General features: G+C 62.8%; 18 protein-coding genes. 10 read left to right on the top strand and 8 right to left on the bottom strand.

All coding sequences use genetic code 11. From position 1 onward, the window contains the following. Positions 1-42: 42 nt before the first annotated feature. The 6 genes from ACILSQ_RS24035 to ACILSQ_RS24010 form a co-directional block, all read right to left on the bottom strand. Entirely contained in the window at positions 43-1008 is a 966-nt protein-coding gene (locus tag ACILSQ_RS24035) for a peptidylprolyl isomerase (protein WP_395746217.1), read from the bottom strand. Positions 1009-1050: 42 nt separating this feature from the next. Beyond that, on the bottom strand, positions 1051-1371 hold the full coding sequence (locus ACILSQ_RS24030) for a hypothetical protein (RefSeq protein WP_395746216.1): 321 nt from the start codon (positions 1369-1371) through the stop codon (positions 1051-1053). A 230-nt stretch (positions 1372-1601) separates the two neighbouring features. Continuing rightward, positions 1602-1919: a hypothetical protein gene (locus tag ACILSQ_RS24025; RefSeq protein WP_395746215.1), complete on the bottom strand. Its 318-nt coding sequence runs from the start codon at positions 1917-1919 to the stop codon at positions 1602-1604. Positions 1920-2022: 103 nt separating this feature from the next. After that, positions 2023-2379 carry a dihydroneopterin aldolase gene (locus tag ACILSQ_RS24020; protein ID WP_395746214.1) on the bottom strand — a complete coding sequence of 119 codons (357 nt, stop codon included), beginning with the start codon at positions 2377-2379 and terminating at the stop codon, positions 2023-2025. 7 nt (positions 2380-2386) lie between these two features. Continuing rightward, the gene (locus ACILSQ_RS24015; protein WP_395746213.1) at positions 2387-3439 is read right to left on the bottom strand and encodes an NUDIX domain-containing protein; all 1053 of its coding nucleotides are present in this window, start codon (positions 3437-3439) and stop codon (positions 2387-2389) included. 182 nt (positions 3440-3621) lie between these two features. After that, positions 3622-4242, bottom strand: coding sequence for an MYXO-CTERM sorting domain-containing protein (locus tag ACILSQ_RS24010; protein ID WP_395746212.1), 621 nt, complete (start codon positions 4240-4242; stop codon positions 3622-3624). Positions 4243-4367: 125 nt separating this feature from the next. Here ACILSQ_RS24010 and ACILSQ_RS24005 point away from each other — a divergent pair, with 125 nt between their 5' ends. The 5 genes from ACILSQ_RS24005 to ACILSQ_RS23985 all read left to right on the top strand — a co-directional run bounded on the left by ACILSQ_RS24005 (position 4368) and on the right by ACILSQ_RS23985 (position 9779). Beyond that, complete coding sequence (locus tag ACILSQ_RS24005) at positions 4368-4991, top strand: hypothetical protein (RefSeq protein ID WP_395746211.1); 624 nt, start codon at positions 4368-4370, stop codon at positions 4989-4991. Positions 4992-5119: 128 nt separating this feature from the next. After that, positions 5120-5986, top strand: coding sequence for a sugar phosphate isomerase/epimerase family protein (locus ACILSQ_RS24000; protein ID WP_395746210.1), 867 nt, complete (start codon positions 5120-5122; stop codon positions 5984-5986). 152 nt (positions 5987-6138) lie between these two features. Beyond that, a complete protein-coding gene (locus ACILSQ_RS23995) occupies positions 6139-6840 on the top strand; it encodes a hypothetical protein (RefSeq protein ID WP_395746209.1) in 702 nt (233 codons plus the stop codon). A 332-nt stretch (positions 6841-7172) separates the two neighbouring features. After that, positions 7173-7625: an IS200/IS605 family transposase gene (gene tnpA / locus ACILSQ_RS23990; protein WP_395746208.1), complete on the top strand. Its 453-nt coding sequence runs from the start codon at positions 7173-7175 to the stop codon at positions 7623-7625. Positions 7626-8402: 777 nt separating this feature from the next. Continuing rightward, entirely contained in the window at positions 8403-9779 is a 1377-nt protein-coding gene (locus ACILSQ_RS23985) for a DUF3987 domain-containing protein (protein ID WP_395746207.1), read from the top strand. 142 nt (positions 9780-9921) lie between these two features. On the opposite strand, the gene ACILSQ_RS23980 is transcribed toward ACILSQ_RS23985, so the two are convergent. After that, positions 9922-10944 (bottom strand): zinc-binding alcohol dehydrogenase family protein, encoded by a 1023-nt coding sequence (locus tag ACILSQ_RS23980; protein WP_395746206.1) that lies wholly within the window; start codon positions 10942-10944, stop codon positions 9922-9924. Between the two features lie 296 nt (positions 10945-11240). Here ACILSQ_RS23980 and ACILSQ_RS23975 point away from each other — a divergent pair, with 296 nt between their 5' ends. The 5 genes from ACILSQ_RS23975 (at position 11241) to ACILSQ_RS23955 (ending at position 13343) form a co-directional block, all read left to right on the top strand. Continuing rightward, a complete protein-coding gene (locus ACILSQ_RS23975) occupies positions 11241-11402 on the top strand; it encodes a hypothetical protein (protein WP_395746205.1) in 162 nt (53 codons plus the stop codon). 100 nt (positions 11403-11502) lie between these two features. Further along, a complete protein-coding gene (locus ACILSQ_RS23970; protein WP_395746204.1) occupies positions 11503-12117 on the top strand; it encodes a glycerophosphodiester phosphodiesterase in 615 nt (204 codons plus the stop codon). A gap of 66 nt (positions 12118-12183) precedes the next feature. Continuing rightward, entirely contained in the window at positions 12184-12495 is a 312-nt protein-coding gene (locus ACILSQ_RS23965) for a hypothetical protein (RefSeq protein ID WP_395746203.1), read from the top strand. Positions 12496-12513: 18 nt separating this feature from the next. Continuing rightward, positions 12514-13056: a GrpB family protein gene (locus ACILSQ_RS23960; protein ID WP_395746202.1), complete on the top strand. Its 543-nt coding sequence runs from the start codon at positions 12514-12516 to the stop codon at positions 13054-13056. Then, positions 13053-13343, top strand: coding sequence for a hypothetical protein (locus ACILSQ_RS23955; RefSeq protein ID WP_395746201.1), 291 nt, complete (start codon positions 13053-13055; stop codon positions 13341-13343). Before ACILSQ_RS23960 ends, ACILSQ_RS23955 begins: the two co-directional genes overlap by 4 nt. 13 nt (positions 13344-13356) lie before the next feature. Here the strand turns inward: ACILSQ_RS23955 and ACILSQ_RS23950 are convergent, their stop codons facing one another. After that, positions 13357-14022: a hypothetical protein gene (locus tag ACILSQ_RS23950; RefSeq protein WP_395746200.1), complete on the bottom strand. Its 666-nt coding sequence runs from the start codon at positions 14020-14022 to the stop codon at positions 13357-13359. Positions 14023-14147 lie beyond the last annotated feature (125 nt).

The raw sequence follows: 14147 nt of genomic DNA, 5'->3' as shown, positions 1-14147 counted from the left end.
CTGAGCGCGCAGAAATACCTCTCATCCCCCCGGCCGCCCTCCTCACCAGATATGGCGGAACACCCGCCCCACAAAACTCCGCGCCGCATCCGGCTTGATGTAGCGCAGCCCGCCGCCGCTGGACATCGAAGGCAGTTGCATCGGCCCCTTCTGCGTGATGACCTTCATGGATTTGATCTCAATGCGCGCCACAGGGCAGTCGTTGGCATCCACCGGCATGATGGAGATGCGCTTGATCGTCTCCAGCCCGGACACCACCTGCCCAAACACGGTGTACTTGCCGTCGATCGAGCCGTAGTTCCCCAGGGTGATGTAAAACTGCGAACCATTGGAGCGGCGCTCAGGGTTCACCTTGTCGGAACGCCGCGCCATCGCCACGGCTCCCACGCGGTGCGGCAGCTTGATCTCCGCCGGAATCGTTTTGTCCTCGCCTCCCGTCCCCCATTTCAGACGCGCCGACTCATCCGAAGTCAGCGGATCACCCGTCTGGACCAGGAACCCTTCGATCGCCCGGTGAAACGCCAGACCGTTGTAAAAGCCGCTGTCACAGTGGTCGATGAAATTGTTCACCGTCTGCGGCGCATCATTCGGAAACAGCTCGATCATCACCGTCTCACGCGCTCCGCCAAACGCCACCTCCATCACCGCCAGCTTGCGCACGGAGTCTTTGGCCCACTGCGAAGGATCCTCCATCCGCTGCGCCGGCAGCCGCATCGGCGCGGATGATGAGGCATAAGGGGCATAACCACCTTCCGTCGTTTTCGTTGTGCCCGCCTTTCCGCCTCCGGCTTTGTCCACGGATTGAAACAGCGCCTTCTGCGCTTCCTCAGCCAGCTTGTCGATTTCCGTGGTGGACGGTGTCTTGGCGGGCGTCTTCGCAGGCGCCGCCGCCGGAGTCTCCACCGGGGCCAGGCTGGGCCGGAGTGTCTCAGGAGCCTTCGGCTGCTGGGCGGTCAGTGCGGCATGGCAGCCAAAGGCCAGCAGGCAGGTCAGAAACGGGGTCTTCACGTGGCGTGCAGTTAAAACAGGAAATAAAAAAATCAGCTCTGGCTAGCGCAGATTGCTGGGGATCGTCGGGCTGCTGGGGGCACGGCTGGGTGCGGCGGCAGGTGGCAGGCTCGGAGCGGCCGCGGGTGCTGCCGGCTCCAGGCTCATCGGAGCCGCGGACTGCTGCTGCTCCGCCCGCGCATTGTACTGATAGCGCATCTTCGGGTTGCCCCGCACTTTGCGCGGCGGCAGGCCCCAGCTCACGTCATACGCGTCCTGCTGGGACACCGTCGGGTACTTGGAGTCAAAATGCTCAAAGGAACCGCACGAGGTCAGCAGGGTCGAGGCAAGCAGAGTGGCAAAGATGAAACGCAGGGATGTCATTGTTCAGCAAAATTGAATTCTTAATGAGTAACGATACTAGGCGCGGTGGCTGTCACTGGCAAGATCGAAAGTCTTCGACGCCTCCCCTCCATCTTTGTTCAGCGACCAGGCGACAATGACTCAAGGCCCATCGCGAAGGGGACCGCACTCTCCTCCGAGTGCGGTTCAGGGCGTTCGTCCACACCCAGACCCCGCTCAAGGCCTCCATCACCCTCTTGCGCCAGCTTCCGCTACCGCAGAGCCGGCGGCACCGTGGTGGCCCTGGGCGCTGCCGCCCGTGCCGGCTCAGTTGCCAGCACCGGCGCAGGAGTTGCAGCAGCAGCCTCCGGCTCCGGACTCACAGGCGCGGCGGTCTGCTCCGCCCTCGAATTGTACTGATAGCGCATCTTCGGGTTGCCCCGCACTTTGCGCGGGGGCAGGCCCCAGCTCACATCATACGCATCCTGCTGGGATACCGTGGGCCGGCGGGAGTCAGCATAGGGCTCGCAGGAAACGAGCAGGGCGGAGACTGGCACAACGGCGAGGAGGAGGTGGCGTAGAGTTCTCATGGTGGGACTCAATGAATTGGAATTTGGACCGTTCGCGGCACAGGGGGGACAATCCCGGGTGCGCGAAAGTCGGAGGCCTTCGACCTCCCCGCTTCCGTTTCGTTCACTCTCCGCGTTCCAGACGCACCGCCACATGGTCCGTGTCCGGCAGAATCCGCTTCCGCAGTTCGATGCTCACCCCCGCCGCCTTAAACTCCCCCAGCACGCACGCCGCCATCTCCGCCGCCAGCGTCTCGATGAGCCTCCTCGGCCGCTCTGCCGCCAGCGCCTGCAGCCGCGCCGCCACCGCCGCGTAGTCGATCGTGGCCGCCAGTTCATCCTCCATCTCCTCAAAGCGCGCCGCGATCCGCAGCGTGATGTCCGCCTCCAGCACCTGGCTCTCCGCCCGCTCCTCCTCAGGCACGCCGATGTGCGTGGTCAGGCGCAGCGCGGAGATGCGGATTTCGTCGGGCGGGTTCATGGGCAGTTCAGGACACAAGCCCCCGCCGCACGCATTCGTCCAGCAGGATTTGGGTGGGAATGTTCAGCTCCATCTGCCGCACCTCCGCCAGCGGCAGCCATTGAAAGGCCTGCGCCTCCTCGTTCAGCACCACCTGCGGCGGCTCCTCCACACAGCGGGCGGTGTAGTTCAGCAGCAGAAAGTGCGCGGAACGCTGAAACTCCACCGGCTCGATGCAGTCCTGCACCATCACAAATTCGATGTCCCGCAGCGTGAGCGCCGTTTCCTCCGCGATCTCCCGCACCAGAGCCTCCTCGCAGGTCTCCCCGCGTTTGATCTTCCCCCCCGGGATGCCCCAGCGGTGGCTCCACTTGTGCGTGCGGATGATGAGCATCTCATTCCTGGCGTTTAAAATCAGCGCCCCCACCGTGGCCACCGGATAGGCCCCGTCTCCCCCGCTCAGCGGCCCCAGCATCGCCGGCAGCCGCGCCAGATCCCTCACCATCACGTCCGGCTTTGCCGTCAGCAGCGTCTCGGCGCTCTCGTAGCCCGTGCATGTGGCCACCGTCACCACCCCGGCGGCATGCCCTGCCTCGATGTCATGCCGCATGTCGCCGATGAACGCCGTCTCCCCAGCCGCCATGTCCAGCTCCGCCAGCAGCCCATGAATCTCCCTGCGTTTGTCGATGACGCCGCAGCGCATGACCTCAAAGGCATCCCGCACCCCCAGCGCCTCCGCCTGCGCCGTCACATGCGCCAGCGGCGCGCTGCTCAGCACCACCAGGCGCCGGCCCGTGGCCAGGGCAGACTGCAGGAACTCCCGCGCATGCGGCAGCAGCGTCACCACCTCCGGCTCCCTGGGAAAATGCTCCAGGTAGAGCTCCTGCACCCGCTCCAGCGCCAGCCCGGGCAGCATCTCTTCAAAAAACTCCGTGTACGGCAGGCGGAAGCGCGCCTGAAACTCCGCGCGTGTCAGCTCCGCCACGCCCGCGGTGCGCAGCATCCCGTTCACTGCGCGCAGCACTCCTGGCAGGTCATCCACCAGCGTCCCGGACCAGTCGAGCAAAAGATTCCGAATCATGTGCCCGCCGCCTTAGCCGCGCCTCCCCCCCATTGCAAACCCTCTCCCCATCTCCCTCATCTCTCCATCCCCCGCCCCACCTTCGTCATTCCTCATTCTGGTTTCGTCATTCTGGATCCAGCATCCAGCATCCAGCATCCAGCATCTAGCATCCAGCATCTAGCATCTAGCATCCCCCCCTCTCACCGCCGCCGGCGCAGCAGCCACAGCCCGGCCACCCCCAGCAGCACCAGCCCGCCCGGCTCCGGCACCGGTGTCGTGGGCGAGGTCACAAAATCAATGCTGTACCCGATCTGATCTGACCCCTCCTGAATCCAGAAGGTGTAGTTCCCCGCTGGCAGCGGCCCGTCAAAGCCGATGCCGCCAAACTCCGGCCCCGCATCCAGCAGCCCCAGCAGGTCATTGTACGTGTTGCCAAAACCATCCTGCGCATAACCCCAAAGCGCATTGCTCAGATGCAGCGACGGGTCGCTCATGTCGATCGATCCGCCGTTGGCGATCGCCATGAACGACTGATTCCCCGTGTTTGTGGACGAGTACCCCACCAGATTGATCCCCGTGAGGTAATACCCCGAGTCCACCGTAAAATTCCACACGTCCGCATCCAGCGGCCCCGTTCCCCCGAGAGAGCCCATCGTCCCCGAGATCAGATTGCTCCCCAAAGACAAAGTCCCCAGCAGCGTCGGCGCCGCCCCGTCATCCGACAGATCTCCGTTCACCGATTCATCCCACGTCAGCCCCTGCACCGTGCCAAACGGCAGGACCAAGGCGGCAAGCAGGATGAAAAAACGGGAAAGCGGCATGTTATTGTAATTATATTAAATATAATAGATACTGTCAACGAAAGCGATTGTTTTCCTTCCCTGAAGCTTTTCCTCCTCTTCACTTCACGCTCGCTTCCCCCCGCCTCCCCCCCACTCTCCCTTCCATGCGTCCCCTCCTTTCCCTGCTGGCTCTCCTCTGCCTGCCCTCCTGTGTCCACACCTTCACCACGCATTACGATTACCAGGCCACCGCCCCCGCTCCCTCCGTGGGTGGCGCGGCCTTCCGTGCGGAGTTCATCCCCAAAGGCACTGAATCAGGCTTCGCCCTCAGCGCCATGGTGGTGGGCGGAGCCCTGGTGTCCGAGGTGGGGCCCTACCAGATGCGCCTGCATGCCTTCGGCCAGCCGGACGACCAGGAGTGGTTTGAAATCAAAAGCCTCCGCCTCAGCGGAGCAAACCAAGTCGCGGCCCCCATGGAGGCCCGCGGCTTCACAGGCCGCGCCGAGTTCAAGCCCACCCAAACTCCCGGCCGCACTCGCGCCAGCCTCCTCCTCGGCCCCCACATCACCCTCGATGCCAAAAAGCAGCGCCACATTGTCCTGGAGGCCGAGGTCTCCGTGATGCGCCGGAGCGGGCCCGCCCGCGGCACCGTCCGCATCCCGCTGGCTCTCACCAAGACCCGGCGTCGCGAAAGCACCAACGTCATCGCCGAGATCGCCCGCGACATCCGGAATCGCGACAAGCCCGTCATCCCCGCCGGCCTCCCGCCTGCACCGGAGGCGCCATAACCTCCTCCTTCGCGGCACTTTGCCGCTGGACAGTTCGCACTCGTTCGTCTCCAATGCCGCGCCCACGGCTCTCTCACACATCCGCGGGCGCTTTCTACCACACGCAAACGTTCAACCACACTCCATCCATGGGCAAAATCCAATTCGGCTCCGAGGTCTACACCTGGTTCATGCAGGGCACCGGCAAAGGTTACGACAACAAGCTCGACCACATGATCAAGGTCGCCGCAGAAGCAGGCTTCACCGGCATCGAGCCCATGGTGCTCGAGATCTCCCAGAGCGCCCTCGGCTGCTCCAAATACTGGCTCGGCCCCCAGGTCGACCCCATCAAGATGAAGGACACCCTGCAGCAGCACAACATGAAGCTCTGCGGCCTGGCCCTCGTCTGCGCCTGGGACGGCGAAACCGAAGCCCCCAACGAAAAAGAAGCCGCTGACTTCACCATCAACTACCTGAAGCACTTCCCCGGCGCCATGCTCGGCACCGTCACCCTGCCCTCCGGCCGCACCAAGGACCTGCAGAAGCGCCGCCTCAACGTCGCCAAAAACGTCAACGCCGTCTCCCAGCGCGCGCACGATGCCGGCCTCATCTGCTCCTACCACCCAAACTCCCCGCCCGCCTCCCTCGTCCGCACCCAGGAAGACTACGACGTCGTCCTCAGCAGCCTCGACCCCAAAGTCACCGGCTGGACCCCCGACGTCGGCCACATCATCCGCGGCGGCATGGACGTCATCGCCACCCTCAACAAGTGGCAGCACCTGGTGAACCACATTCACTACAAGGACTTCTCCGGCAACGGCGCCGAGCCCTGGGCCCAGATGGGCACCGGCAAGCTCGACTTCCACAAGATCACCGAGTGGCTCGTCGCCCGCAACTACTCCGGCTGGATCATCTGCGAAGACGAAGCCCACGGCGCCGTGGACGATCCCGATGGCGTCACCAAGCAGAACGGCCAGTGGTGCAAGGAGAACCTGCATCCGATTGCCGGGCTGTGAGGACTGCGCATAGCTGATTTGGAAACGCCATCTCCTGTGAGGGAGATGGCGTTTTTGCGTTGCAGGGGATCATCGCCAGCACAGAATCGTTACCGCTGGTCCACGACTCCCAACTTCTCATCAACCCGCTTAAGTCACCGAAAGCGCCATCCATGACACCCGCCTGTCGTGCCCTCTTTGACTACGCATCACGACACGTGACGCCCGAGGCTATTTCAGACTACTGTCCCAGCGACCCGGGCTATGCAGACTATGTGCGAGAATTCACGGAGATCCTCGCTTCCGGATCTCCTCCGCTCACAGCGCATTTCGACATCACCGAAACCATCGGCCTGACCCGGTGGCATGATCCAGATCGGGAGTCAGATCCAATGCGCTTCCGCCGATTTCGTACGTTTACCAATTCCGTTGGCGTTGCCATGACCGCCCTTCCCGAAGGTCCGGACGAAAACATGCCCGCAAACTACTTCGGCATCAGCCTTCTCGATGACGCGCATGCATTGCAGGACTCTCATCTGCTCCAGCTCCTGCCGCCTGTGTTTGCCGAGCTGCATCAGCAGGCCGTCAAAACCGAGTGGTTTGCGGGTGAGGCGCCCTTGCTGTTACTCGGACAGCTCGTGCTTGCCTTTCTGGGGTCTGCTCCTGGCATTGATGTCATCCGCCTCAGCGAACAGCTTATTTCGGAAGCTTGCGAACATCCTGGATACGCCACGCCCGAGTTTCTTTGGGACTGCACACCGTATAACCAGCTCCACCACCGCTGGAAGCATTTTGTCGATCTCTCATTCCCGCGTGCCCACGCAGACGACTCCATCGTTTCACTTCGCGATGCTCTGCTCTATCCTGCAAAGTAACAGCTGCCAAACACAAAAAAGACACCGGGCATTTGCCTCTTCGTGCTCATCTGAAACACCAACACCTGGAATCAACAAACGCCCTCTCCGAAACCGGGAAGGTGTTTTTTCGTGTTTCAGGGGGGCGTCATGGCCACTCATTTTTCACTATTACAGACCGGTTGCCTCCCTTCTTCAGCACCAAAGGTGCGGCCTATCGCAGCCCAGGGCAGCGCCCTGGGTTTGCCAGCCCCCGTTTCCCGATTCTTATTCGGGAGCCCTGAAGGGGCGGCCTAACGCCTGCCATTCCATTCCCGCCACGCCTCCACCCGCAATCGCCACGGACACCGCCCATGCCGCAATCGCTCGCGAACCTCTACATCCACCTGATCTTCTCCACGAAAGAACGGATTCCCTGCATCTCCCCTTCCGTGCGCCCGGATCTCCATGCCTACATGGCCACGGTGCTGGCCAACCTGCACTCCCCGGCGGTGCTCATCAACTCGGTGGCCGACCACGTGCACCTGCTCTTCAACATGGGCCGCACCGTCACTCTGGCCCAGGTGGTGGAAGACGTGAAAAAGTCGTCCTCCAAATGGATCAAGACGCAGGATGCGACACAGGCCGGATTTGCGTGGCAGGCGGGATACGGGGCGTTCTCGGTGAGCGAATCCAACGTTCCCAAGGTGGCGAACTACATCCGCAACCAGGAGGAACACCACCGCGTGAAGACGTTTCAGGAGGAGTACCGCGAGTTTTTAGCGAGGCACAAGATGCCGTTTGATGAACGGTATGTGTGGGATTGACGCGGCCCGCGCGGGTGGTGTCGGATGTGCATGAATTAGGCCGCCCTTTCAGGGCTCGACCTTGGGTGTCGTTCGGGACTGCGGGCCATACCCAGGGCGTTGCCCTGGGCTGCGATAGGCCGCGCCGTTGGCGCTTCAGAGGCTGGGGCCGAGGTGCCTATGGCGCATTCACTGGCTCGCCAGCTTTTGGACTGCGGTCGCGCAGATGCGGGGCGCAGGCCTGCATCGGAGCTACCGCTTTCGTGGGGTGTCGGATGATCTTCGGCCCTATGCTGCCGTCCGGAATGTGGGCGGGTGCTTTTGGGCAGGCCCTTGGTTCACGCACGCCGTCCGGCCTGCGAAAGCGGTAGCTGCGCTCCTCCTTCGGGCAGCCTACGGCTGTCTGCCTTCGCTTCGCTATGGTTCCAAAACGCTCCGCGCTCGCGCCGGCGAGGCAGCCCCGGCCACAATTTCATACCAGCAATTGGTATTGACTCTCCGCCAATTCTCGCCACTTATGGTGACATCCCCGGGTGGTTCGCAGTGGAGAACTCGTCAGCCTGGGAGGGACAGCGAAGCAGGCAGTGAAGAACTCTGACCTTTGCAACCAGCAGGACACCCCGGCAGCACGCCCGGCGGTCTGGTAATCATCTGCAAACAACACCACCACCGCCGCCCGCGCACTGCTGACGGCCGGTTCCTGCGCCCGCATCCGGCACGCCGCCGCGCCTTTCCGCGCCCCTGCGCCACCGCCTGCGCTCAAACGAGTCCGAATACCACAACTTACCATCTATTCACATGAATTCCAACGACACGAACCCCGGCGGCAGCGCCCCTGAGCACCACCAGGCCGCCTCGCCGCCACCCAGCGAGCCAGCTTCAACAAGTTCAACTATTTCAACGCCTGGGTATTCGCGCGAGCACCCCATCCCGCAGGATTCCATCCTGGCGGACTACCGCGACTTTGTGCGCGGGGTCTCGGAGCTGCCGGATGCGCTGATCGTGGCCCCCGCGCTGGCGCTGTGCGGCAAGCTGCTGACGCCGCATGTCACGCTGGATTTTGGCAGCCAGAAGCCGCTGACGATTTACAACTACATCGCCACGCCCGCCGGGCTGCGCAAGAGCACCACTTTTGCGCCGGCGGAGAAGATCGCCCAGAAGATCCTCATGAGTGACGATCTCATCGCGGGAAATGCCAGCGACTCCGCGCTGTTTGACACCTTTGAAAGCCAGCCGCACCGGCTGCAGTTTGAGGACGAGGGGAACACCATCCTGCGAAGCTGGGAAACCAGCGCCTACGGGCGCGAGGTCTCCGCCCGCTACCTGAAACTTTATGATGGTGCGCCATGGCACCAGAACTTCCGGCGTGAATGCAAGGGCCATGAGGACGGCAAGGCCGAGCGCTCCTTGCCGCAGGCCACGCTGAGCCTCTGCATCGGCTCCACCTTTGGGGTGGCCAGGCTTTCGCAACTGGAGTCCGGCTGCGGGCTGCGCCGCCGTTTTGGCTTTTACGTGGCCACCGAGCAGGCACGGGACATCTGGTGGCCGGAAACCCTGCAGGGGGCGGAGCTCGACCGCCTGGCCGACCTTTTCCAGGAGCTGACGCTGCTCAAAGGCAGCGTGGGCAGGGCCAGCCTCACGCGTGACGCCATGAGCTACTGGGTCATGCTGCAAAAGCGCAACCGCCACCGCTGCAAAAGCATACCAGGATATACCGACGGGGATGAAAGCCTGCTCTCCAGCCTGAATGAATCCCCTGTGCGCTGCCTGAAGCTGGCCGTGATCTTCCAGGCCTGCAGGTGGGCCAGGGGCAGCATCAAAGACCCCTTTGTCATCACCGATGACATCCTCGCCATGGCGGAGGCTCATCAGGACTCCTGCCTGGATGCCATGGTGTACATCGAAGGCGTCGGCAGGCGCTCCCAGGTGGACGACACGGGCGAATGGCTGATGGCGCAGATTTCCAGCGACCACCACGCCAGCCCCGTACCGCACTGCGCCGTGTACACCAAGACGGAGCTCACCCGCCGCTTTGCCGCCAATCCTGGCCGCCCCGGAGCCCTCACGGCCTCCCGCCTCTACGGCGAGATCATCCCCCACCTCATCGCGCAGGGCCGCTGCAAACTGTTCTCCAAAAAGGGCAAGCTGGTGACTTACGCGTTCAGGTGGGACTGAGGGCAGGCAGCCGCGCGCGAATACCCAGGCGTTGAAAAGGTTGAAGTTGCCGAACTCCCCATTCAATGACCTGGGTTTCCCGGCCCCCGGCCTCCCCATGAGCCGTCCACTCACGTACGAAAGTCAGTCCGTGGGCCACCGCTCAAAATCCCGCCAGCACCACTTTGCCGATGCTGCTGCCGCTTTCCACCAGCGCATGGGCGCGCCTGAGATTGGCGGCATTGATGATGCCGAGGTTTTCACGCATCGTGGTGCGTATCTGCCCGGCGTCCACCAGCGCGGCCACCTCGTTCAGCAGGCGGCCTTGCTCGGCCATGTCCGCCGTCTCGTAGCGCGCACGGGCAAACATGAACTCCCAGTGAAGCGAGAGGCACTTGGGCTTGAGCTTGTTGATGTCCAGCGGTGCGGCCACGTTTTCGATCAGTCCCAGCGAGCCCTGCGGCGCCATCGCCTCGATGATCTGGTCAAAGTAGGACTCCGTGCGCGTGAGCGCCAGCACGTGGTCCACCCCTGCGGGGACGATGGCCCTGACCTGCGCGGCCAGGGGCTGCCGGTGGTCAATGACATGATGCGCGCCCATCTCCCGGCACCACGCCTGCGTCTCCGGCCTGGAGGCCGTGGCGATGATGGTGAGGCCCGTGAGGCGGCGTGCCAGTTGAATGGAGATGGAGCCCACACCACCCGCGCCGGCAATGACGAGCAGCGATTTGCCGCCGCCTCCTGGGGCGCGCGAAATCCGCATGCGGTCAAACATCAGCTCCCAGGCCGTGATCGTCGTCAGCGGCAGCGCGGCGGCTTCAGCAAACCCGAGGCTGGCGGGCTTGCGGCCCGCGATCCGCTCATCCACCAGATGATATTCCGCATAGGCGCCGCTGCGGTCCACCGCACCCGCATAATAGACTTCATCCCCTGGTTTGAAGAGCGCCACGCCACTGCCGGTGGCGACCACGACTCCCGCGGCGTCCCAGCCCAGGATTTTCGCCGGGCCGTCCGGGCTGCCCGGGCCGCCGCCGCCGCGGATCTTGGTGTCCACCGGATTCACGGAGATGGCGCGCACCTCCACCAGCAGATCGCGCACACCCGGCACCGGTGTGTCCACGCAGATGTCCAGAAGGCTTTGGGGGTCTGCCGCAGGCAGGGACTTTTGAAAACTGACGGCTTTCATGTGCGGGGGAGGGAGAAGTGCTTCGAGCCAGATGCATTCGTATCATCTCGGCAGGCGCATTATTGTGCGGTTTCCCCCTGAAAGAACCGAAATCTTGCGGAAAACGGCAACGACATTCATGCCAGGCGTCTGGAGCGCTCTGTTGATATTCAGTCCGGTGTTTTCCGGTGGGAACCGCCCTGCATCGCTGTCGTTCAGATTCATACAACCGCCGCCGGTTTCAGGCACGGATAAACGCATGCACCGCGCATTCCCCATCATGCGCCCGCCCCCCAACCTCCCCCCTTTTTTTCCGCATGAACCAGTCCATTGAGGAATGCTGCCGAATCTGCACGATGGCAGAAGGCTATTGTGAACTCGGTCTTTTCGAGGAAGCCTTCAAGCTGGTGGAATCGCTGCCCCCCATCCTCAAGCTGGGTGCCGAGTCCACCCTGCTGCGCCTGAAAAGCAGGCTCTGAGCCCCGGGCTGCCAGGACTCTTTTTTGGCTTTGCGCCAAAGGAGGTACCGTCCAAAATTACCGCCGCCCCGCTCGGGAAGGTGCCGGGCATGCTGCCTCCATGAAAATCATCGCACACCGTGGCGGCATGGCGCGGAGCATGCAAAACACCCCCGCAGGTGTGCGGCTGGCCGTCCAGCATCACATGGACTTCGTGGAACTGGATGTGGTGCGGAATGCGGACGGCGGATTCCACTGCGCGCATCATGCATGGAGTCCGAAGTCCGCTCTGCACGACTGCCTGGCGGAGCTGAGTGCAGCCATAGGGCTGGTGGCCCATCTCAAGGGAGATTATGCCGACGACGATCTCGCGCGTGTGAGCGCGGCGGTAGCGCAACACGTTCCCTTGGCGAAGGTGGTCTTTGCTTCGCACAGAACGGGCGTGCTGAGGAGGTTGAGGAAGCTGCTGCCACAGGTGCGGCTTGCGCGGTTTGGACTGTTCCCCGCCCTCGTGGCGCTATGGCAGCGGCAGCCCTGGGACTGCTGCATGATCAACCAGGTGGCGCTGCCGCGCTGGCTGGTGAGGGCCCTGCAACAGCGGGGTTATGAAGTCATCGCAAGCTGCGTCTGGGAGCTGAGATCGCGGGAGAGTGTTCGGGATCTGGGCGTGGACGGGGCTTTCGTAAACCTATCTCGAGGCAAAACGGAACGGAGAAGAGGCGGTTGCGGTTCATGAGAGCCACGTAAACTGCGGTGCGGATGCCAGACGACGTCCCCAGGGCGCCCCCGCACCTTCATGCCGATGAAAACCTTCTCCTGTGCGAACGCCGCTCAAATCCCCACCGCGGCGTTTTTCGTGGTTCCCGGCCTCTACGGCGTCGCCTATGGCCTTCAAGCCGCGTTCCGTGTTTTTGACGAGCGCTTTTTCCTGCCAGTCCTTTTGCTGGTCTTCCCCATGATGTTGTTCGTGAACCTTTGCCTTTCGGTGGCGAGCCTTTCTGCTGCACAGCCCAGAACGTGGTGGCACATTCTATCTGCGATCGCCAGCTTGGGGACCTGCCTGTATTCCCTTTTCCTCTCGTTACTAGCCATTCTTTTCTTCGGGGAAGATTGATTCAATGAGCCACCCACCATGAGCGAAGTCCTGATCGGCGGAATCGAAAAACGGCAGATCGTGATCGCCGACTACGATCCGCGCTGGCCTGCGCAGTTTGAGCGGCAGGCCTCTCTCATCTCCCAAGCGCTCGGCGCAAAGGCGCTCGTCGTCGAGCATGTAGGTTCTACATCCGTGCCAGGACTGGCCGCCAAGCCCATCATCGACATCGATGTGCTCGTCGCAGACTCCGCCAATGAAGCGTCGTATCTGGAGGCCCTGCTGACCGCAGGCTACGTCCTCCGCGTGCGTGAGCCGGACTGGCACCAGCACCGCATGCTCCGCACGCCGCAGCTCGATGTACACCTCCACATCTTCTCCACCGGCTGCATGGAGTTCACCCGCCACATCGCCTTCCGCGACTGGCTGCGCACCCACGCTGACGACCGCCTCCTCTATGAATCAACCAAGCGCCGCCTCGCCGCAGCCCAGTGGCCGGACATGAATGCCTACGCCAGCGCCAAGACGGAAGTGGTGGAAGCCATCCTCACCCGTGCTTTGAAAAACAGCCCCGTGCCATGACAATCCATACCATCACTTACCAGCCCCGCTGGAAGGAAATGTTCGACGGGCATGTCGGCAAGAACCGCTTCACCGTCGAGATGACGATGGGCAGAGGCCACGTCTACTTCCCCACCGAAAACACCTGGAACCATTGCGCCCCCTTTTGGGCGGAAGGATTATGGCAGCAGGCAAAAGAGGGCGCTGAAGCCTGGTGCCTCTCGAACTCCGTTGCGTTTCATGTCGAAGAAACGGCATGGGTGGAATTTCATCCCTCCTTCAAACTTCCATCCGAACTCAAAGCCTGAGAAAGCGCAAGGCTCACCTCCCGTTCAACGTCAGCAGCAGCATCGTCAGCACCACCGCCATCACCACGCTCACAAAGATCATGTTCGCCGCGCTCTCGCGCGAGGCCTTGTCATACTTCGGAAATGATCCATGCGGCGTCTGCTCCATGCTGATGATGATCCCCACCCCCAGCAGGATCCCGATCCCGCTGCCCACGAGCGACAAAATCCACCCCAGCCCCATGAGCATCTTCGGCGCGGGCCGGCCCTCCCGCAGCTCGGTCACATGCGCCACCTTCTTCTCCGCCAGATCCACCGCGGAAAGCTGGCGCGCACGCGCCATCTTGCGCGCCTGCGCCAGGTCAAAAAAGCTCCACTCCTCCGGCGCCGCCAGGATCTCCAAAATCTCATCATCCGTGGCCTCCTGCAGAAAGTGCCCCTGCGGCAGAGGCGTGGAGGCATACGACTGCTCCATCACCTCGCAGGCCCGCGGGTGGTCCTCTTTGGCGATCAGCAGCAGCTTGTCCGCCGGCCCTCCCGCACGCCCCACCTCCATGATGTCAAACCCCGCCTTCGTCCCCGTCGCCCGGTACGAAATCTCCGCCTTGTCCAGCAGCTCGCACGCCGCCTTCAGCTCCTCCGCGCTCGTCGTCCGCAGCAGCACGCAAACAGCCTCCCGGTCCCGCAGAGTGTTTTTCATGAAAGGAAGAAAATGACAGATCGCAGTCGGTGACAAGACCTTTTCTCCTTAGAGGCAGCGCGAGCGGATCAAGGCCGCCGGTTCACACCAGCCCCGCGATCTGCCCCTCCAATGCTGGCAGCGAC

This window comes from Prosthecobacter sp., assembly GCF_044227185.1.
Classification (GTDB): domain Bacteria; phylum Verrucomicrobiota; class Verrucomicrobiia; order Verrucomicrobiales; family Verrucomicrobiaceae; genus Prosthecobacter.
The sequence above is the reverse complement of the archived record's forward strand: the minus strand, read 5'-3'. Positions and strand labels throughout refer to the sequence as shown.

Coding starts and splice junctions, on each gene's coding strand:
- ACILSQ_RS24030 (WP_395746216.1), bottom strand. CDS start 1,371: ATGACATCCCTGCGTTTCATCTTTGCCACTCTGCTTGCCTCGACCCTG.
- ACILSQ_RS24025 (WP_395746215.1), bottom strand. CDS start 1,919: ATGAGAACTCTACGCCACCTCCTCCTCGCCGTTGTGCCAGTCTCCGCC.
- ACILSQ_RS24020 (WP_395746214.1), bottom strand. CDS start 2,379: ATGAACCCGCCCGACGAAATCCGCATCTCCGCGCTGCGCCTGACCACG.
- ACILSQ_RS24015 (WP_395746213.1), bottom strand. CDS start 3,439: ATGATTCGGAATCTTTTGCTCGACTGGTCCGGGACGCTGGTGGATGAC.
- ACILSQ_RS24010 (WP_395746212.1), bottom strand. CDS start 4,242: ATGCCGCTTTCCCGTTTTTTCATCCTGCTTGCCGCCTTGGTCCTGCCG.
- ACILSQ_RS24005 (WP_395746211.1), top strand. CDS start 4,368: ATGCGTCCCCTCCTTTCCCTGCTGGCTCTCCTCTGCCTGCCCTCCTGT.
- ACILSQ_RS24000 (WP_395746210.1), top strand. CDS start 5,120: ATGGGCAAAATCCAATTCGGCTCCGAGGTCTACACCTGGTTCATGCAG.
- ACILSQ_RS23995 (WP_395746209.1), top strand. CDS start 6,139: ATGACACCCGCCTGTCGTGCCCTCTTTGACTACGCATCACGACACGTG.
- tnpA (WP_395746208.1), top strand. CDS start 7,173: ATGCCGCAATCGCTCGCGAACCTCTACATCCACCTGATCTTCTCCACG.
- ACILSQ_RS23985 (WP_395746207.1), top strand. CDS start 8,403: ATGAATTCCAACGACACGAACCCCGGCGGCAGCGCCCCTGAGCACCAC.
- ACILSQ_RS23980 (WP_395746206.1), bottom strand. CDS start 10,944: ATGAAAGCCGTCAGTTTTCAAAAGTCCCTGCCTGCGGCAGACCCCCAA.
- ACILSQ_RS23975 (WP_395746205.1), top strand. CDS start 11,241: ATGAACCAGTCCATTGAGGAATGCTGCCGAATCTGCACGATGGCAGAA.
- ACILSQ_RS23970 (WP_395746204.1), top strand. CDS start 11,503: ATGAAAATCATCGCACACCGTGGCGGCATGGCGCGGAGCATGCAAAAC.
- ACILSQ_RS23965 (WP_395746203.1), top strand. CDS start 12,184: ATGAAAACCTTCTCCTGTGCGAACGCCGCTCAAATCCCCACCGCGGCG.
- ACILSQ_RS23960 (WP_395746202.1), top strand. CDS start 12,514: ATGAGCGAAGTCCTGATCGGCGGAATCGAAAAACGGCAGATCGTGATC.
- ACILSQ_RS23955 (WP_395746201.1), top strand. CDS start 13,053: ATGACAATCCATACCATCACTTACCAGCCCCGCTGGAAGGAAATGTTC.
- ACILSQ_RS23950 (WP_395746200.1), bottom strand. CDS start 14,022: ATGAAAAACACTCTGCGGGACCGGGAGGCTGTTTGCGTGCTGCTGCGG.